Raw genomic sequence first — 18677 nt, 5'->3', positions numbered from 1 at the left:
TACGTCTCAAGCCTAAGAATCGGTCGTGACGAGTAACCACGAGCAGGTCCAGTTGTCCCTGGTACAACTGGACAACTACGGTCCGTGGACGGTGACGCCGTCGCCACGGCGAGAAACTGATCTGCAGTCTCTCCAGGCCCGCCTCTACGCTGATTTTGCCGACTTCGTGGGCCGAGATGACGGCTATGCCTTCTTCGACCGATTCGACAACATCATTGGTGTGACAAACGGCATCGACCGCCGGACACACGAACGATTTCAGGAACACGTTCGCAACCAGTATCCGGTGACCGCGAGCATCGGCGTCGGTGCCGCAGAAACGCCACTGTCGGCCCTCGGAAAGGCCACTCGGCAGCTACAAGACGCCGGGAGCGCACAGGACCCGGACCGAACAGAAATTCTGTCGACCGACGGCACCGTCGACCCAGGCGATGGTGAAGTGACGATTGCTCACTTCGATATTGTCGACGTGACCGGCACTTACACCGACGCCCAGAACGCCGCACGGACGACGCTCGACGTGCGCCGCGGAACGCTCGAACTCGCGGAGTATATGCAGACCGAACACGACAGCGTCGCGCGGTTCGTCGGCGGTGACAACATCATCGCGGTCTGTCCGCGTCTGCCCGAGTCTGCCTTCAATGACGCACAAGCGGCCGTCCGACAACGTGCCGACATCGAGATGCAGGTCGGCGTCGGTCGGGGTCGCACTGCCCACGACGCCGGCTACCGCGCGAAACTCGCACTGGAGGAGTGCCGCGAGAACGGTCACCGCGTCCACCAGATTACGACAACAGCCGCAACCGACTGATCTATCCGAACGGTTTTGGACAGCCGCGTCTTCTGCCCGCTATGGTCGAGGTGCCCTACGGTGAGACCACACTCCAGGTTTCACTCCCATCCTGTACGGTTACGACTGCCGCGCCCGACGGTGGCGAGGCAGTCGACGTATCGGCAGCGGCCCAGGCCGCGATGGCCGACCCGATTGGCCCCACACTTGCCAACCGTGTCGACCCGGACGACCAGGTCGCAATCGTCGTTACCGACGTAACACGGGCAACGCCAGACGATGTGTTGCTCGATGCGTTGCTCGCAGAACTCGACAGAGCAGGCGTTGCCCGCGAGCAGGTGATTGTCGTTATCGGACTCGGGCTCCACCGACCGATGACCGACGAGGAAATCGAGGCGGCGCTGGGTGACCACGCGGAGTTGGCGGTCAACCACGACCCCGACAACACGCGAACAGTGGGAACCGTCGAGGGCTGTCAGATCGATATTTTCGAACAGGTCGCCGACGCCGACGTCGTCTGCTCGACGGGAATGGTCGAACCCCACCAGTACGCGGGCTTTTCCGGCGGTGCGAAGACGGCAGTTATCGGGGCTGGCGGCGAGTCACAGATTCGGTACAGCCACGGCCCGGAGATGCTCGCTCGCGATGGCGTGCGACTCGGCCGGGTCGAGGACAACCCCTTCAGAGAGTTTATCGACGACGCTGGTGACGCGGCTGGCGTCGGTTTCTGCCTGAACGTCACCCACGGCCCTGCGGGGATTACAGGCGTCGCCGCAGGCGACCCACGCCGAGTTGTCGATACACTCGCGGAGACAGCCAGAGAAGGACTAGCCGTCGAGGTGGACGGCACCTACGATGCGGTACTCGCAGGCATCGGCGCGCCGAAGGACGCAAATCTCTATCAGGCGAGTCGGGCAGCAACGTACGTCGTTCTCGGTGCGAACAACCCACTGCGAGCGGGCGGGCGAGTAGTCCTGCCGGCCAGGCTCCCGGAGGGTGCTGGGTCTGGTCGTGGCGAGCAGCGGTTTGTCGACCGGCTCTCGACTGCCGACGACGCAGCGACGCTGTACGAGCAACTCCGAGCGGGGTACGAACCGGGGACCCAGCGCGCGTTCGTGCTGGCCCGAGCGCTCCGCGAGCACGATATCTGGGTAACAAACAGCGAGTGTCCGGACCTCGTTGAGGACTGTCTCATGCACGCTAGCGAGAGCAGTGAGGAAGCAATCGAACCGGGCAGTGACGTGCTCGTCGTGCCCGACGCGCTGAATACCTTGCTGGTGTAACTCACTCGGCGCGGAGTTTCTCGTGCCAGCGTCCGGGTGCGCGGAGGGCCAAGACCGCACCAATTGCGGCGGCAACAACTGCAACGCCGAGTGCCACCCCTACCGACTGGACTGGTGCGGTGCCGTAGGCGAGCGCGGCGACCAGAAGGGGCACCGAAACCACCGCGAGGCCAACGCCGTAGAGCCCAAACAGTGCCGTATCGAACAGCAGTTCGTTCGCCGAAAAGCCGGTGATGTAGGCCGTCAGCCCGAAGACGTACAGTCCCACCAACGGGAACACGATAATCCCAAGCGCGAGGTCAGTTAGCGGGTAGCGAAGCGCACCGAGCGCGAGATACGCAAATCCAAACGGCAGCGAGCAGGCGTAAAAAGCCCGGAGTTTGCCACGGAAGACAGCCCCGAGAGCGTCTGGATATCGCAGATACTCGTCGGGGTCATCGACCTGTGTTACCCAGTTGTAGGTTGTGAAGGTGCCAAGACCGAGCAGCGTTCCGAAGGCAATCCCACCGGAGGGAGAGATAGCTGTCGCCTCGGCCAAGCGTTCGAGCAAGAGCACAGCAACGCCGAACAACACACCCAGCGAGACACCCACCTTCCAGACCGAGCCACTGGACCGGCTGACTTCGAGCAACGAGCGAGCCGTGTAGACGTCAGTGACCGAGCGCAGCCAGCGAAAGCGCCCCGCGTCGGTTCGGCGGAGCGAGCGGCTGGCGCTTGGCTCGAACAGCAGTGGCCCGGCAACAAGCGCGCCAGCGAGGACGATGACGCTCGTCAGGGCAGTGGTCGGCGTTGGCTGGAGATAGAGCGCGTACGGCGTGAATCCAACCAGTGTCGCCGGTTCGCGAATGATGCCGACGATGAGCAGCGCAACGATACCGATCAGAGCGAGCTTGCTTCGCGTTCCGACGCCGGCAAGCGCGAGGCTTCCCGCGGTTCCGAGTGCAAAGGTTGCGGCGACGGTGACCCACAGCAACGCAAGCGAGGTGAGTGAGAGCCCGCCAGTCAATCCGATAGGGAGAAAGCCGAGAACCAGCGGCGTCAGGAAAAAGAACAGGTAGTAAACGATATCTTTCCAGATGAACACGCCGAGTAGCCGTCGCCGCGAGACCGGTAGCGTCCGGGCGGAAAAGACCAAAAGCGTCACATCACCGAGCACGTTCCGGAGAGCGTCCCGGCCAACGAGGCCGATAGTCCCGACCTGCAACCCGAAAAAGAAGACGAGCGCGTGGACTCCGGCGATGATGGTTGCGACGGAACTGCCGGTCAGCGAGAACAGGTACAGTCCGCCGCCGGTCAGCAGCGCCGTCAGCACGGGAAAGAGCAGGAAGCGGTCGCGACCGAACAGTTCGGCGTGCAGACGGTACTCTTCGAGGAACATCCGCGAGAACAGGCGCGTCGTCAGGCTCATTGTGGCGGTTCCTCCCCCACGTTCGCCTCGTAGGTATCGAGCAGGCCCGACTCCATCTCTCCGGGCACACCGTGGAGTCTGAGGCGGCCGCCAGCGATGATTCCGACCTCGGTGCAGAGCTGTTCGGCCACCTCGACGAAATGTGTCGACAGAAAGAGCGTATTCCCCTCCGCGCAGTACTCTTCGAGATATGATTTCACTTCGGCCTGCATCAGCGGGTCGAGGTTGACCAGCGGTTCGTCGATGAACGCGAGATCAGGGTCGTGGATGAACACCTGCGCGAGCATCACGCGCTGGCGTTCCCCCTCGGAGAGGTCCGAACTCAGTGTGTCGAGCACACCCCGAAAGTCGAACGTGTCTGCGAGTCGCTCGATCCGGTCCTCGATATCCGACAGCGAACGCACGTCACCGACGAATTCGAGATACTCTCGCGGCGTGAGAAAACTCGGCGGGTCCTCTCGTTCGGGGAGGATACCGATAGAGCGACGGACCTCGATTGGGTCGGCAACGGGGTCAGTTCCGAGGACGCGTGCGCTCCCGGCGGTCGGTTTGCGCTGGCCGGTGAGAATCTCGATAGTCGTCGTCTTGCCTGAGCCGTTGGGGCCGAGCAGGCCGTAGAGGTTCCCAGTTTCGACGGTAAGGTCGAGTCCATCCAGCGCCACGACATCACCGTACTCCTTGCGCAACCCATCGACCTCGATTGCAGCCATACACTCCGATTGCGCGAGGAGTGCAATTAAATCCCGCCCTGAATACGGGTGCAGTCTGTCAGTTGACACGACACGGAACGAACACGAGTCAGTATGATTTTTACTGGCTCACTGCAAAATATACGGTGTGAAGGTTGGGAGCTTTCGCGGCCGGCCGTCGAAGGCACATATGCTGTGGACTCGCGAGACAGACAGCGGCAAGCCGATGAAACGGTTCGACGACACCCACTTCAAGCGGTGGGTCAATCACTGTGGCTTCGACTTCGACACGCGCAAACGGATCGACCACGACCGGGCCGATAGCTCTCGGACCCAGTACCGCTGTGTCTTCCGGTGGGGCAAGACCCAGCAAAAGGAGGTCGAAATCGCGGACAAGGAGGTCACACTGGGCAGCCAGAAAGCGCCGCTTGCGTTCATCGAACTCGACGAAGAAGGATACGCCCGAGTGAAAGTTGGTGATACCGAGGAGATCTACAACCTCGTCGAGATGCGCTACGACGGCCCAGCACTGCTGATCAAAGCGGCCAGCGGCGCAAAGAAGAAACTCGACGGGAAGAAACTCTCGCGATGAGCGAGTCGTGACGCTCAAGACGGTGCTCCGGTAACTGTCGGCTATGACGACAGATCGACAGCCATCCAGACGTGAGTTCCTCGCGGGTGTCGCCGCGGGGGCCACCGCGCTCGCCGGGTGCAGCGGGGGCGAGGATACCGAGGCGGATGACGGCCCGGAAAAACTCGAATCACCACCGGACGGGCCGCCGGTACTCGGTGATCCGGACGCCGACATCACGCTCGAAGTCTTCGAGGATTTCAACTGCCCGCACTGTCAGGACTACAACGCCAATGGCTTTCCCGAGATTCGCTCGGAGTATCTCGAATCTGAGCAGATTCGGTACGTCCACCGTGACCTGCCGTTTATCGACCCCACCTCGTGGCAGGCCGCAAGCGCCGCACGCGAGGTGTATCGCTCCTACGGCACACCCTTCTGGTCGTACAAATCTTCGCTGATGAGCAAGGGCGAACAGATTCATAGTGATGCGCCCGACGTATTCGGCGACGTTGCGGAGGCTGAGAACCTCGACCGTGAACTGGTCCAGCAGGCTGGTGCGAACCGGAAACACGACCAGCGTCTCTCCGAGGACCGAGCCAGAGCTGAAGAAATCGGCGTCAACGCAACGCCCGGGTTCGTCGTTAATGGTGAAATACTGGATGGCCTCGCCGACGCCCGCGAGACACTCGACGCCAAACTCTCAGAGTAACTCATGCAGGACACCCAAGAGGTCGCCGTGTTGCGCCTAGGCCACCGTCCCGGCCGCGACGAGCGAATGACGACACACGTTGGCCTCACAGCGCGAGCACTCGGTGCAGACCGCGCTATCCTCGCCAAGGACGGCGCGAGCCAGCAGGGCACTATCGAAGACATTACCGACCGGTTCGGCGGTCCCTTCGCCGTCGAGACGACTGACAACCCGATAGGATTCATCGAAGACTGGGACGGCACGATTGTCCACCTGACGATGTACGGCCTCCCGGTGCAGGATGTCGAAACAGAGATTCGCACAGACCACGAGGATGGTCCGCTGCTGGTCGTCGTCGGCGCAGAGAAAGTGCCGTGGGACGTGTACGAGAACGCCGATTACAACGTCGCCGTGACGAACCAGCCACACTCTGAGATTGCCTCGCTTGCGGTTTTTCTCGACCACCTGTTCGAGGGTGCAGAACTTGACCGAGAGTGGGAGGACGCCGACCGCAACGTCGTGCCGCAAGCTGCTGGCAAGCGCGTCGACGAGGCGTAGTTACTGTTCTGGTGGGGATTCTGCCCGCGGAATGTCGACCGAGGTGAGATTCGATTCGATCTGTTCACGCTTTGCCTCGAATTTTCCAGGCAGCACGAGTCGCTCACCAAGTTCAGCGAGCGGTTCGTCGCTGTCGTATCCGGGGCCGTTGGTCGCCAACTCGAAGAGGATGCCCGCGTGCTCGCGGAAGTACACCGAGCGGAACCAGTGGCGGTTGATCTGTGCTGTCGGATTGAGTCCGTCCTTGCGGACAGCAGTTCGCATCGACTCCTGGTCGTCGTCGGTCGGCGTCTGGAAGGCAACGTGATGGACCGTGCCGTGGCCCTGCCGGGCGCCTTCGATCGTCGGCAACACGTCGACGTATTTGCCGACTGGACCCTCCGCGGCGAAGCGTGTTCGCTCGTCGCCGGGTGTGTCGCCCTGTGCCTGTTCGGTGCCGACGTTCTCTAGTCCCATCGTTCCGAGCAGTTCCTGGGTTGGCTGCGGGTCGGCGACCCACAACGTCACCGAGTGGAACCCACGAATCGCGTTCGACTCTGGGACAAACTCCGTCCACGGCTCTGTGGGGTCGTCCTCGGGAATCTCCGTCTCGACCAGTTCGACCGGCAGACCGTCCGGGTCGCGGAACGGCAGGACGGTTTCGCCGAAGCGTTCGATTCGGTCGTCGTACTCGACGCCGTAGTCATCGAAGCGAGATTCCCAGTAATCGAGACTATCTTCGGGGACGCGAAACGCCGTCCGTGAGACCTGCCCAGAGCCGACTTTGCCAGCATTCATCTCTTCCCACGGGAAGAAGGTCATACTCGTCCCGGGGGTGCCCTCGCTGTCGGCGTAGAAGAAGTGATACGTGCCGGGGTCGTCCTGGTTGACCGACCGTTTGACCAGTCTGAGTCCGAGTGTCTCCACCCAGAAATCGAGATTCTGCTGGGGGTCGCCCGCGATACAGGTGACGTGATGAATACCGGGTGTCGGTGTTGGTTCTGTCATACTCTCAGATAGGGGTCGGACTCACTTCAATTCGCGCTGACACCGGTGTTACCGGGATCGACACCGTGTTCGGCGTGAAGTGTGTAAATTAAGCTAGCAAATACCAGTTAAGTAAGCAAAGTGTAGCTGTGGGTAGATTCCCGCCAGCACGTCTGGCGGCGTAGTGGACGGCCAACGCGACCAAGAGATGAACGAAGAGCATTCCACGACCGAAGACGCAGTGCTCCGGCAGGCACTCGACCAGGCCGAAGACGCACTGTATGTCTCGGAAGACGGGGCGTTCGAGACAGTCAATCAGCCACTGCTTGCGTTGACTGGCTACCAGCGCGAGGAACTGCTCGGCGAACCGGTCACGAGGGTGTATCATCCCGACGCAGTTGCGGAGCGCAAGCGCCACGCGCAGTTTCTGGACGAGTCCGAGGAGGACTCAGTCGAGTGGTTCTGCCGGTTCGTCTCGAAGAGCGGGACGGAACTGCCGGTCCGGGTGGAACAGACGGCCGTCACAACCGACGACTCCACCGCTATTGTCGGCCGGGTGGAGGACATCCGTCAGGAGTCCCAGCAGGAACAGAAACTAAACATCCTGACGCGAGCGTTGCGGCACAACATTCGCAACCAGATGAACCTCGTCGTCGGTCATGCAGCGACCCTTCAGGAAATCGAGGACCCCAGCTACCGGACCGCTGCTGAGAAAGTCGAAGAGGTTGGAAAGCGGGTGATCAACCTCGCCGACAAAGCCCGGAAAGCACACGAACACCTCGACGTTCCGCCCGAGGAGGACTGTCGCGTCGAACTGGTCGAGATGTCGACACTGGTCGTCGAGAAGTTCGGTATCAAGCAGCCGGCGTCGAGGGTCACCACGGAGTTCCCTGACCGTGCACCGGCACTTGCGCCGCCGTCGGTCGATGTGGCACTGATGGAACTGATGGAGAACGCCGCCGTCCATCATCCAAGTTCCAGCGGTCCAGTGACAGTGCGTATCGAGCGGACCCCGGAGAAGACAGCTATCCACGTCGAGGATGAGTGCGAACCCATCCCGGAGGAAGTTGTCGAGATTGTCGACCGTGGCGAAGAACAGCCACTCAGACACAACGAAGGGCTGGGCCTCTGGATTGCACGCTGGATTACCGATATCGTCAACGGCGACCTGACGTTTGCCCGCCGCGAAGACGACATCGGCAACAGAGTTTCTCTGGAGTTCGAGACACTGGACTCACTTTAGCCGGGCATCGGACAGAGACTCGCCGTGAATACCGCCCGCTCGTCGGTGTCATTTCGCGCGCCGTGAGCGACGCCGCGGTCGTGGTGGACGACGCCCGGCGCGTCGATTTCTTCTTCGTCGCCATCCTGAATGACTGTTACCGTTCCCTCGACGATGTGAAAGACATTCGTCGAGTCGGGGTGGTCGTGTGCGTCCAGTTCTGCGCCCGGACCGAGCGCGAAGGCCTTGACGAGAACGTCGTCGGAGACGACCAGTTCTGTGTCGCTGACCTCTCCTGGGTCGGGGTCGGGTACGTCGTACCTGTTCATTGTACAGCACAGTTGTCGCGCCGGGCACTTGTAGCCCACTCCTAGCCCCGGGACAATACTTAACAGGCCGTTGTGTGAGGAACCCACATGGACATTAGTGACATTTCCGAGGAGGCAAAGTCAGGCAACGCCGCGAAGTTACACGACGAAACCGCCCGCCACCACGGGGAGGCACTGGCCGTCGAATATCACGGGACGACGCTGACACACGACGAGTTGCGGACGGAGAGTGCCGAGTTTGCCGGGGCACTGGCAGAGCGCGGCGTCGAGGCGGGTGAGGTGATGTTACAGTATTTGCCGAACTGTCCGGCATACCTGATTGGTGGGCTTGGCGCGTTCAAAGCCGGCGTCGCCGTCTCGCCGGTAAATCCACAGTACCGCAGGCGCGAACTCGTCCACCAACTCGAAGACACCGAGGCGGCGGTGGTGCTGACGCATACGGCACTGCTGGAACACCTGCGGCCAGCACTCGAGGAGATCGACTGGGACCCGCTCGTTGTCGCCGTCGCCAGCACGGACGAGGATGTCGAGATGTTCTCCGAGTGTCGGGGCGAACCGCTACTGCGCGAACAGGACGACGAAGACATCGCGCTGTTGCCCTACACCTCCGGGACGACGGGCAAACCAAAGGGCGTGGAGTTGACTCACGCGAACTTCCGCGCACAGATGTATCAGGTGCTCGGACAATCGAACTCGATTCCTGACGAGGAGGTCAAGAGTCTCGTCTGGCTCCCGTTGTATCATATCACAGGGTTCACTCACACTGCGTGGCAACCGCTGTTGCGCGGCGGCAGTGTCTATCTCCGCAGCGCGGCCAACTGGGACGGCGAATCAGGACTGTCGCTCATCGAAGACGAGGGAATCACACACTTCGTCGGGGTCACCGCGATGTACGTCGATATGGTCGAACGTGATGACTTCGAGAGCTACGACCTGACGAGTCTGGAGATGGCCGCAGAGGGTGGCGCGAAACTCCCCGAAGCCGTACAGGAACGGTTCCAGACCACCACCGGCGTCGAGATGGACGAAGGCTACGGATTGACCGAAACTCATGGCGCGACCCACACACAGGTTAACTCCACGTACGGAACCAAACACGGCTCTGTCGGCCAGCCAATGCGGATGACCGACTGCAAGATTGTCGACGCGTCGGGCGAAGAGGTTGGCCCCGGCGAGGAGGGTGAGCTGCTCGTCCGTGGCCCGCAGGTGATGGCGGGCTATCACGGACTGCCCGAGGCGACCGAGAGAGCCTTTACCGAGCGCGGGTACTTCCGGACAGGCGACATCGCCCGACGCGACGAGCAGAACTACTACGCGATTGTTGACCGGAAAAAACACGTTATCAACACGGCGGGGTACAACGTCTACCCCAGCGAAGTCGAGGAGCTACTCGTCGAGCACGACGCAATCGCCGAGGGTGCAGTGGTCGCAACTCCAGACGAACGCCGTAACGAGGTCCCGAAAGCGTTTGTCGTCCCCTCGGAGGGCGTCACACCCGGCGAGGATGTGACTGCAGAAGAGATTCAAGAGTTCGTCCTCGACCGCATTGCAGCGTACAAACACCCGCGTGAGGTGGAGTTTATCGACGAACTCCCACGGACAGCCAGCGGAAAAATACAGAAGTACAAGCTCCGCGACGAGTAAGTGAGGGTTGCCTGACCGTGAGGGATTTTCTTATGGGCGGCTCTGCAACGAAGTGTATGGACAGCGAACTCGGACCGAAGGGGGTCGAAACGGTTTGTGAGGTGTGTCAGGTCGAACTTGACCGTATTTCGGAAGTCGCTCAGTTGACCGAGCAGGATATCGAACTGCTTCGGCAACCGCGGCGTCGAATCAACGCCAACATTCCAGTCCGGATGGACGACGGCTCTATCGACGTCTTCCCGTCGTTCCGAATCCAGTACAACGGCGCACGCGGGCCAACAAAGGGTGGCATTCGGTTTCATCCGGGCGTCGACGAGGAGGAAGTCGACGAACTGGCGTTTCTGATGACGCTGAAATGCGCCGTGGTCGACATTCCGTTCGGTGGCGCCAAAGGTGGGGTGCAGGTCGACCGCAAGGAGCTCTCGGTGGGCGAACTGGAACGACTCGCGCGGGCCTACATTCGAGAGTATCACGATGTGGTTGGCCCACAGAGTGATATTCCTGCGCCGGACATGAACACCGACGCCCAGATTATGGCGTGGATGCGCGACGAGTACGAGCAGGTGGCCGGCCATCAGGCCCCCGGCGTAATCACCGGGAAACCGCCAGCGCTCGGGGGCAGCGAAGGCCGAAATTCCGCAACGTCACTCGGCGGCGCGGAGATTCTCGACGCCTTTGTCAGGCATGAGGGACTCGACAAGAGTCTCGATATCGCAGTGCAAGGGTTCGGCAACGTTGGCTCACATCTTGCACTCTTTTTGCACGAACGTGGCTACAATATCGTCGCTGTCAGCAACGCTGCTGGCGGGATTTACGATGAGACAGGACTCCCGATACCCGACCTGTTCGAGGGCTACGAGAACGAACAGGACCTCTTTGACGTCGATGCGGCCGAACTCTCGAACGACGAACTGCTAACGCTCGATGTCGATGTCCTGGTCCCCGCAGCAATCGAAGACCAGATTACGGACGCGAACATGGCAGACATCCGGGCTGATGTGGTGTTAGAGATGGCAAACGGGCCGACGACACCACAGGCAGACCAGTACCTTGCCGACAACGGCGTCCAGATTATCCCCGATATTCTCGCGAACGCAGGCGGCGTAACGGTGTCGTACTTCGAGTGGGTCCAGAACACGACCAACGAATACTGGACAGAAGAGACTGTCCAAGAGAAACTACGAACACAGATGCAAACGGCTTTCGAGGACGTTGCGGCCCGTAAGACCGAAGCTGACCGCGAGAAGAGTTGGCGCGAGGCAGCCTATGCCAAGTCGGTCGATGCTGTGCTGACTGCAGAAGGCTACCGGAGCAATATGCCAACGGAGTGACCGAGTTCAGTCGATAGAGATGTGGTCGGACTCCTCGTTGAGCGCGAGGTTGGTCGCAATTTCGGCGTTCCGAACGGCGTACTGTGCGGTCTGGTCGAGACTGACCAGCACTTCACGCACTTGCAGGAGTTGTTCGTTTTCCATCTCCGGCAGGTCAGCGAGGATCTCCTGTTCGCGTGAGCTAATCTCCTCGAAGCGCTGTTTCACTTCGATGGCAGCGTCGTAGTCGCGGTTGACTGCCGACTCGACGGCCAGTTTCGTCAGTTCGTTCACTTCGTCGGTGAACTCCCGGATGCGTCGCATCGTATCCTGTTCGATGTTTAGCGAGTGGCCCTCCGCTTCGAGGGCAATCTCGGCGATATCCTCAGCGTTGTCCGCGGTGAGTTCGAGGTTTTTCGCGATAGAGCGGTAGCCAATCAGTGGGAAGCCATCGGTCAGGCCGACTGCCCGCGCGAGGTTCGGGTTCTGGTAGGAGGTGAAAATCAGGCGCAGCAACAGGACAAAAATCTTGTTGGCCTGTCGCTCTCGGTTGAGCGCGCGCTGTGCGAGGTCAGGGTTGCTGTGGGCAAGCGATTTTACTGCCTCGTTGCGCATCGTCGACCCGGTCGATTCCAGTCGTTCGAGGAGATTGTCGAGCGTGAAATCCTCGGGGTCGACTGAACACCGGATAGCGATGTTTTCTGGCGTCTCCTCGATAACGCCCAGCCCCATCAACTGCGTTTCGGCGTTGTAGACGGCATTGATATGCTCGCTGTCGAGCGTTTCACCTTCGTCGGCGCGGACGTGGATAACTCGCCGGCCGAGAACGTACTGTGCGACAATTGCCCGCTCGACGGCGTCGGCATTGAGGCCACTGGCGTTGATGATTGCTTCACTTTCTTCAGACTGGACGGACTCAGGCATCACCGTCAGCGTGCCCTTTCCGCCGAGTCGCAGTGAAACCTCGTCACCTTTCTCGACATTGTACTCCTGTGCCCACTCTGCGGGCAGCGTCATCGCAAGCGTCGACGGACCCAGCCGCTGAACTTTCCGGGTTTCCATATCTCCTTTACGTTGCCGCGAGTACCTTAATCTTATCAATACGTCCTTGGTCACACCAAGGAGGTGGTAATATGAATGTCAGACAACTTCCACAAGTCGTGTCTCGTACCGCCCAACCCGGACTCGCTGCCAGCCACGAAGCGACTCGTCCAGTTCTGCGTCACCGGTATCGACCCGCAAGGCACCGATGCCGTCCAGTTTCTGCCGGGTTGCAACCACTTCGAGGTCGCACTGGCGGATCACGTCCGGCGAAATCTGTTGGTTGCCACGGCCGAAAATGAATCCCTGTCCTCCGATAGGAGAGATGACGACCGTATTGTTCTCGCCAAGTGCGTCCAAAATATCGTCGGCCGCGCCGTCGGCGACTAGTACTTCGCCGTCACGGTACACATCCACGCCGAGGGCTGTGCCATCGATGCCGAGTCGGTCTTTGATCGTGTTGAGCGTGCCGCCGGGGCCAAGCACGTAGGTGCGGCTTGGGTCGAGTTCGTCGACAAATCCCTCGACAAGCCCTTCGACAGTGCCGCCGGAGAGCTGTTTGCTGCTCTGGCGTTGAGGGGCAACCGGAACAGACGCCAGCGCGCGGAGTTCGGTGTGGACCTCCCCTTCACGGTACTGGTCCTCGTCGATATCGTTGACTTCGGCGCGTTCGGTCGACTCGAACGAAGCAGCGACGTGAGCAGCCGCCTCTGGCGAAACTGCAAACACAGCCGAATACACCTTCACACCTGCGGGAACACCCAGAATTGGAAGTTCCGAGTCGGCGTCAGCGATAGTTTCGGCAACGTCAGCGGCGGTGCCGTCACCGCCGACAAACAGTACCAAATCGAGGTCGGCAGACAGGAAAGCCTCGACTGCACGGCATGTGTCCTCGGCAGTTGTTTCCTCCCCTTCTGGGTGGCCGAGGACTTCTGGCTCGAAGCCGGCGGCTTTGGCGGCCGTTTCGCCCATCTCACCCCCCCAACTAACTAACTGTACATCTGCGCCAATGTCGGCCAGTTCCGTCAGCATCTCCCGCGCTCTGTCGGGAGCGCGTTGCTCTGCGCCGCGTTCCCGTGCCTCCGCGACTTTGCCATCAGTTCCTTTCAGTCCCACGCGGCCACCCATGCCTGCAATTGGGTTGACCACAACCCCGAGTCGTCGCATCAACCGTGTTAGGAACGAGGTAGACAAAAGCGAACCGGAACGCCTTACTACGACCACCTGCCACCATCCTACATGACAGTACTGAACGCGACACAGGTTGGTGTCGGCGCCGGGCCGGTCAACATCGCCGCCGCCGTCGTTCTCATCGGTGGTATCGTTCTCGCCGCGATGTGGGTTCGCTCGCTAACGACGTGAGTCAGTCGTCGGGAGACTCGACTCGCTGCTCAAGCCATGCAGCGGCGGCTTCGACAGCTTCTTCGTCCGTACTCTGAATCCGCAGTCTGACGTACTCACCGGGATAGCTCCCGACTTTCACCCCGAACTGTTCCTGGACGTCTCGAATCCGGTCGAGCAGTTGACTCTCCGGTTCTGCCGCCTTGACGACGGCGCGATGCTGTTGTCGGCCACCAAACTGGTCGGCCACGAGCTCGAACATCGCGCGCATCTCTCGGGGCACGCCCGGGAGGACGTAGACGTTCTCGATGACACAGCCAGGTGCGACACCTTCGGGATTGCGCAGCATCTTCGCACGCTCTGGAATGTGCGTCGTCCCGGGAGCCAGGTCGTCGCCAGAGTAGCCGCCGCCCTCGGTGAGCCAGCGCTCAACCTCCTGGTCGGCGGCCAACTCCGTCCCGAACGCCGCAGCGACCGCTTCCATCGTCATATCGTCGTGTGTCGGCCCGAGTCCGCCGGTAACGATGACTGCCTCGTAGGCTGCCCGGTATTCGTTGACGACCCGGGCAACTTCGCTCACGTCGTCAGGGACGACAGTTATTCGAGCAACAGTCGCGCCGGCCGCTGACAGCCGCTCGGCCAGCCACGACCCGTTGGTGTTGACTGTATCCCCCGACAGAATCTCGTCGCCGACGGCGATCAGCGCAACTCGCATACCCTCTATAGGTGGGCGACAGTACAAAGGAGCACTGACTGCCGACTTACCGCATCCCCGGTGGCGGTCCGTCGTCGCCGATATCGTCGTCTTCCATGTCGACATCGAGGCCGACATCCTCGCGTTTGCGCTGTGCGCGACGAACCTGCCGGTAATAGTAGGTGACGCCGCCAATACCCAGCGAGACGACCAGCGCGAGCAGGCCACCGAAGATGTACGCGTCCGTCATCAGATAATACCGAATGGAAATCGGATCACCCTGCTCGACGTTGTCCCAGCCGAGGATCGTCCGGTCGTTTTCGATGGTGTTCCGGTCTGGATTGGGGTTCGCACGGGACAGCCCCCAGAGTCCGACACGAGTCCCTTCAGGGAGTTGCATCTCGACAGAACCAGAGACCAGCATCGGACCGGTCCAGCCCTTGCCGCTGCGTGGGGCCGTGTAGCCAACCGACCCGTTTTCTGCTGGCAGTTCGACCAGCGTCTCGTCGCGGTTTTTGACTGCCCGAAGCTGTGGGTGCGTTGCGTCCACCACAGTTCCGTTCGTGAAGCGGAATTTCAGCGCCTCGATGGGAACGGACGTCTCACCCCGGAAGGTGTCTTCCTGGTAAATCTCCAGTTCAGATTGCTCTTCGAGTGTGATGACAGCCCCATAGCTGTTTTTCGAGACGCTCAAGTTGATGGTCGTCGTCGCGTTCGAGTCCCAGTCATACTCCTGCTCGCTGGTCAACTGGTCTTCGTTGATTTCGCCGCCGCCAAACAGCGTACAGCCTGACAAGAAGATGACCGCGAGCAGCGCGAGTACCGCACGATGTTTGTTGTTCATTATGATGGCACGACACAGAGCAGTTCAGCCGGGAGATACTGGCCAATGCCGGCGAGTAGTCCCGGCGGGTCGGTATCCTCCGTACAGATGATACTCTGCTCGAGCAGGCCAACCCGTTCGACGGTGACGATATCCTGTGCGTGGCCGGCTCGGTTGACTGTGGCTCGGACCTCTGCCCGGGTTGCGCTGTTGACGTTGACGCGGCCAGTGCCGCGCTGCCAGTCGTACAGTTGGTCCTGCTGGCTCTCGGCCAGCCGTGGCGGGTCGTCGTAGACGAACCGCAACGGCATGTGCTGGACGAGTCCGAATCGCGTTCGAATGGATTCGGGGTCGCCTGGGCCGAGTCCGAGTTGGTCCCGACCAATCCGAACAGGTCGGCCGGCATCAAGCACCAGCGCCTCGTCGTCCCACGAATCGAGCGTCCCAACGTAGGTTTCGCCAGTCTCGAAGTGCTCCGGAATGAGTCCCCACTGCTCGCCGAGCAGGTTCTCCGCGGCCGTGGCGTCTGGCCCCTCTAGCGAACAGTTGATGAAGTCATCATCCTGAATCTCGACGTCGACACTGACATCCAGCTCTCCGACAGCGTTGTCGATCAACGAGCGAAACGACTGTAGCGAGCGCTCGCGGGCGTCACCCTCAACGTAGCACTTCGTCGCGAGGACGACCATCAGGCCTCGAGTTCGGCGCTCTCGACGCCGAGTTCGTCACGCAGTTGTTCGATTCGTTCTTCCATCGCCTCGATGAGGCGGGTGTTTTCCATCGGCTGGAGTTCCGCGCCCGTCTCGGGACACTGGAACCCAAACTCCATCGCCTCGCCGAACTCGAAGCGAATGCCCGCTTCCTCGGAGAGATAGAACTCGTTGTCCATCTCGTACTGGTATCGGTCTTCGAGCGCGGCCAGCAGGCGGTGCATCTCCGTTTCGAGTTGTTCTGGAATCTCTTCGTACTCGAACGTCCAGAGATAGGTGAGCCACCCGGAGTCCTCGTCGCGGAGTCGTCGGTAGCTCGCCAGATCGTTTTCGTAGAGAATAAAGAGCGCTCGACGGACGTCGTTCAGTTCAAGCCCGAGTTCCTCGGCCAACTCTTCGTCAGTGACCTCACCATCTGGCGGTGCCGCCGCGACTGGCATCCCTTTCGGCCCGACGAGTTCGTGGAGGTACTTCTGGATGACCGGATCTTCGAGCAGTTCCTCAAAAGCCATTAGACAAACATCGGAGTGTCATCCGGTTAAAAGCATCGGACCCCACCGGTACTAACCGGACTCAGCCGAACCGCTCGGACAGAATCGTCCCGAATCCAAGCGCACCAAGAATAATCGAGATGATTGCACCGACGCCGCTCAACGCGAGGGCTGCGTTAATCCCAGCAGCAATCAACAGCGGGACGAGCCACCCGTCCTCGTGGCCGACCAACCGGTCTGCAATCGCGAGCGAGACCAGCGACACACCTGCTGCCCAGACCAGCCACGCAGCGATGACCAGCGGGATAACAAAGAGAATCCCGATAATAGTGCTGAAACTAACTCAGAAGTTCGCCACGACAGGCCGGTCGTGGAACGGGGCTCGACAGAGAGGGGTGGCGTCGCCTATTCGTCAGTTTTGTCGAGTTCGGGGTCGAACTGAATGATATTTTCGAGGTCCTCGTCGTTGACATCCTCGAAGGCCTCTCGTGCGATGGTCCGACGGTGGACCTCGTCGGTCCCGTCGACGATACGGAACGGTCGGATTGACTCGTAGAAGTACGCAATCGGGAGGTCCTTGCCAATCCCGTTGCCACCGCAGGCCTGCAAGGCAAGGTCGACTGCATCGGTGGTCACGTTGGCAGTGAACGTCTTGGCCATCGCCACCTCGACGCGGGCCTCACTGCGGTCGAGTTCGCGGGCTGCGTGGCGCACCATCGTCCGCGCGGCGTGCAGGTCCGTCTCGGCGTCGGCGATCCGGTGTCGAAGTGCCTGTTTCTCGGAGATGGTTCCGCCGAAGCCTTCGCGGTGCTGGATGTACGCTTTCGCGATGTTGAGCGAGCGCATCGCCATCCCAGTGTAGCGCATACAGTGGGTCAGTCGACCGCCACCGAGTCGCATCTGTGCGATGGCGAAGCCAGCGCCCTCCGCGCCGACGGTGTTCTCGACTGGGACGCGAACGTTGTGGAACTTGAACTCGGCGTGGCCGCGCTGAATGTCCATCAGGTCGTCGAAGTGCCCAAGGTGTGGAATATCTCGGACGGGTTCGACACCGTCTGCGTCGGTCGGAACGAGAATTATCGACGTCCCCTCGTATGGGTGTTTGTCGAGGTCTGTCCGAGCCATCACCAGCAGGAAGTCGGCGTCGTAGCCGTCGGAGGTCCACCACTTGTGGCCGTTGATGACCCACTCGTCGCCGTCCTTCTTGGCGGTGGTTTTCAGCATCTTCGGGTCCGACCCGGCACCTTGCTGTGGCTCGGTCATCGCGAAGCCTGAGGAGATGTCCCCCTGGACGAGCGGCCGAAGCCACTCCTCTTTCTGTTCCTCAGAGCCGACTGCTTCGAGCGTGTGCATGTTCCCCTCCTGTGGCGCGTGGGCGCGAATCGACATCGCGCCGAGCATCGTGCGCCCGACCTGCTCGAAGGAGGGCAGCATGTCGCTGAATCCGAGGCCCTGTCCGCCGTATTCTTCGGGGACCTGCGGCGCGAACAGGTCTCGGTCCTTGGCTTGCTCCCAGAAATCCTGCATCTCGTCGATTGTCACTGGGTCGCGGTTCTGCAGCGCCTGGCGCTCGCGCGGGATGACCTCCTCGTCCATGAAGGCCTCAACCCGGCTCGCAACCTCTTTCGCTTTTTCAGAGTCGTGATACTCCATACCAGATAGGGTTGGTACAACAACTTAAACCTAGGAGGTTTCTCTCGGCGCGGCTGTTCACGAAACCATCCGTCGTAGTTTCCAGCAGTAGGAATCGTTCTCTGTTGCAGGATTATGCTCGAAGACCCAGCGGCGCACAGTGCAGGTGAGTCAGTGATTGATCTGATGGACGTTCTATCAGGAATTTGGCAAGATTACCGTACAAGATAGAGAGGGTGTAGTCAGCATCAAAAACATCCGTGTTTCTGAACGTAAAACCATGACCTGAATTTTTCACGAATCAGTAGCTAAAATGGATGTGATACCAATGGAGGAACGCTATTGTTCGGATTGTGACGTCCAGATGGAGAAAACAAACGTGACTGCAGAAGGAATCGGAGACCTATATGTTGAAACTGAGAGAGAAGGTGGTGTGCTTGACCGCCTTGGTGTCGGGTATCAAACTCCGCTTCATGCGTTCCTTTGC

At 60.6% G+C, this 18677-nt stretch carries 21 protein-coding genes; 9 read left to right on the top strand and 12 right to left on the bottom strand.

The genetic code is table 11. From position 1 onward, the window contains the following. Window positions 1–25 precede the first annotated feature (25 nt). Together ACMGFM_RS02355 and ACMGFM_RS02350 are read left to right on the top strand one after the other, a co-directional pair. A complete protein-coding gene (locus ACMGFM_RS02355; RefSeq protein ID WP_436900735.1) occupies window positions 26–811 on the top strand; it encodes a GTP cyclohydrolase IIa in 786 nt (261 codons plus the stop codon). Window positions 812–852: 41 nt separating this feature from the next. Further along, a complete protein-coding gene (locus ACMGFM_RS02350) occupies window positions 853–2073 on the top strand; it encodes a lactate racemase domain-containing protein (RefSeq protein WP_436900734.1) in 1221 nt (406 codons plus the stop codon). A 1-nt stretch (window position 2074) separates the two neighbouring features. On the opposite strand, the gene ACMGFM_RS02345 is transcribed toward ACMGFM_RS02350, so the two are convergent. Together ACMGFM_RS02345 and ACMGFM_RS02340 are read right to left on the bottom strand one after the other, a co-directional pair. Beyond that, a complete protein-coding gene (locus ACMGFM_RS02345) occupies window positions 2075–3481 on the bottom strand; it encodes a hypothetical protein (RefSeq protein WP_436900733.1) in 1407 nt (468 codons plus the stop codon). After that, complete coding sequence (locus ACMGFM_RS02340) at window positions 3478–4191, bottom strand: ABC transporter ATP-binding protein (protein ID WP_436900732.1); 714 nt, start codon at window positions 4189–4191, stop codon at window positions 3478–3480. The genes ACMGFM_RS02345 and ACMGFM_RS02340 overlap by 4 nt, the downstream gene beginning before the upstream one ends. A gap of 127 nt (window positions 4192–4318) precedes the next feature. Here ACMGFM_RS02340 and ACMGFM_RS02335 point away from each other — a divergent pair, with 127 nt between their 5' ends. Genes ACMGFM_RS02335 through ACMGFM_RS02325 form a run of 3 tightly spaced genes read left to right on the top strand, consistent with a single transcriptional unit; the run spans window position 4319 to window position 5987 of the window. Then, window positions 4319–4762, top strand: a complete 444-nt coding sequence (locus tag ACMGFM_RS02335; protein WP_436900731.1) for a hypothetical protein — start codon at window positions 4319–4321, stop codon at window positions 4760–4762. Between the two features lie 43 nt (window positions 4763–4805). After that, window positions 4806–5450 carry a thioredoxin domain-containing protein gene (locus ACMGFM_RS02330; protein ID WP_436900730.1) on the top strand — a complete coding sequence of 215 codons (645 nt, stop codon included), beginning with the start codon at window positions 4806–4808 and terminating at the stop codon, window positions 5448–5450. Between the two features lie 3 nt (window positions 5451–5453). Then, a complete protein-coding gene (locus ACMGFM_RS02325; protein WP_436900729.1) occupies window positions 5454–5987 on the top strand; it encodes a tRNA (cytidine(56)-2'-O)-methyltransferase in 534 nt (177 codons plus the stop codon). Here ACMGFM_RS02325 and ACMGFM_RS02320 read toward each other — a convergent pair whose 3' ends face one another. Continuing rightward, window positions 5988–6974, bottom strand: a complete 987-nt coding sequence (locus ACMGFM_RS02320) for a VOC family protein (RefSeq protein ID WP_436900727.1) — start codon at window positions 6972–6974, stop codon at window positions 5988–5990. A 163-nt stretch (window positions 6975–7137) separates the two neighbouring features. Between ACMGFM_RS02320 and ACMGFM_RS02315 the strand changes: the two genes are divergently transcribed. Then, window positions 7138–8196, top strand: a complete 1059-nt coding sequence (locus ACMGFM_RS02315; RefSeq protein WP_436900726.1) for a PAS domain S-box protein — start codon at window positions 7138–7140, stop codon at window positions 8194–8196. Here the strand turns inward: ACMGFM_RS02315 and ACMGFM_RS02310 are convergent. Next, window positions 8193–8504, bottom strand: coding sequence for a cupin domain-containing protein (locus tag ACMGFM_RS02310; protein WP_436900724.1), 312 nt, complete (start codon window positions 8502–8504; stop codon window positions 8193–8195). The two genes, ACMGFM_RS02315 and ACMGFM_RS02310, sit on opposite strands and share 4 nt — an antisense overlap. A gap of 87 nt (window positions 8505–8591) precedes the next feature. On the opposite strand from ACMGFM_RS02310, the gene ACMGFM_RS02305 reads away from it, so the two are divergent. Both ACMGFM_RS02305 and ACMGFM_RS02300 read left to right on the top strand, forming a co-directional pair. Then, on the top strand, window positions 8592–10148 hold the full coding sequence (locus tag ACMGFM_RS02305; protein ID WP_436900723.1) for a class I adenylate-forming enzyme family protein: 1557 nt from the start codon (window positions 8592–8594) through the stop codon (window positions 10146–10148). A gap of 56 nt (window positions 10149–10204) precedes the next feature. Beyond that, window positions 10205–11479, top strand: coding sequence for a Glu/Leu/Phe/Val family dehydrogenase (locus tag ACMGFM_RS02300; protein WP_436900722.1), 1275 nt, complete (start codon window positions 10205–10207; stop codon window positions 11477–11479). A 6-nt stretch (window positions 11480–11485) separates the two neighbouring features. Here ACMGFM_RS02300 and ACMGFM_RS02295 read toward each other — a convergent pair whose 3' ends face one another. After that, the gene (locus ACMGFM_RS02295; protein ID WP_436900721.1) at window positions 11486–12520 is read right to left on the bottom strand and encodes a PhoU domain-containing protein; all 1035 of its coding nucleotides are present in this window, start codon (window positions 12518–12520) and stop codon (window positions 11486–11488) included. 78 nt (window positions 12521–12598) lie between these two features. Further along, window positions 12599–13666 carry an ATP-NAD kinase family protein gene (locus tag ACMGFM_RS02290; RefSeq protein WP_436900720.1) on the bottom strand — a complete coding sequence of 356 codons (1068 nt, stop codon included), beginning with the start codon at window positions 13664–13666 and terminating at the stop codon, window positions 12599–12601. Between the two features lie 72 nt (window positions 13667–13738). On the opposite strand from ACMGFM_RS02290, the gene ACMGFM_RS02285 reads away from it, so the two are divergent. Further along, window positions 13739–13861, top strand: coding sequence for a hypothetical protein (locus tag ACMGFM_RS02285; RefSeq protein WP_436900718.1), 123 nt, complete (start codon window positions 13739–13741; stop codon window positions 13859–13861). A 1-nt stretch (window position 13862) separates the two neighbouring features. Here the strand turns inward: ACMGFM_RS02285 and ACMGFM_RS02280 are convergent, their stop codons facing one another. From ACMGFM_RS02280 to ACMGFM_RS02255, 6 genes are all read right to left on the bottom strand, one after another. Next, window positions 13863–14555 (bottom strand): competence/damage-inducible protein A, encoded by a 693-nt coding sequence (locus ACMGFM_RS02280; protein WP_436900717.1) that lies wholly within the window; start codon window positions 14553–14555, stop codon window positions 13863–13865. Window positions 14556–14601: 46 nt separating this feature from the next. Beyond that, a complete protein-coding gene (locus ACMGFM_RS02275; RefSeq protein ID WP_436900714.1) occupies window positions 14602–15378 on the bottom strand; it encodes a DUF5803 family protein in 777 nt (258 codons plus the stop codon). Beyond that, window positions 15378–16046: a DUF2110 family protein gene (locus ACMGFM_RS02270; protein ID WP_436900711.1), complete on the bottom strand. Its 669-nt coding sequence runs from the start codon at window positions 16044–16046 to the stop codon at window positions 15378–15380. The genes ACMGFM_RS02275 and ACMGFM_RS02270 overlap by 1 nt, the downstream gene beginning before the upstream one ends. After that, window positions 16046–16579 carry a transcription factor gene (locus ACMGFM_RS02265; protein ID WP_436900710.1) on the bottom strand — a complete coding sequence of 178 codons (534 nt, stop codon included), beginning with the start codon at window positions 16577–16579 and terminating at the stop codon, window positions 16046–16048. The genes ACMGFM_RS02270 and ACMGFM_RS02265 overlap by 1 nt, the downstream gene beginning before the upstream one ends. Window positions 16580–16640: 61 nt before the next feature. Beyond that, complete coding sequence (locus ACMGFM_RS02260; protein WP_436900709.1) at window positions 16641–16823, bottom strand: hypothetical protein; 183 nt, start codon at window positions 16821–16823, stop codon at window positions 16641–16643. A gap of 140 nt (window positions 16824–16963) precedes the next feature. After that, window positions 16964–18211: an acyl-CoA dehydrogenase family protein gene (locus ACMGFM_RS02255; RefSeq protein WP_436900708.1), complete on the bottom strand. Its 1248-nt coding sequence runs from the start codon at window positions 18209–18211 to the stop codon at window positions 16964–16966. Window positions 18212–18677 lie beyond the last annotated feature (466 nt).

The sequence above is a fragment of the Halovenus halobia genome (assembly GCF_051414135.1).
In the GTDB taxonomy this organism is placed as follows: domain Archaea; phylum Halobacteriota; class Halobacteria; order Halobacteriales; family Haloarculaceae; genus Halovenus; species Halovenus halobia.
Note: the sequence above shows the minus strand (reverse complement) of the source record. Positions and strands in the feature narration are given on the sequence as shown.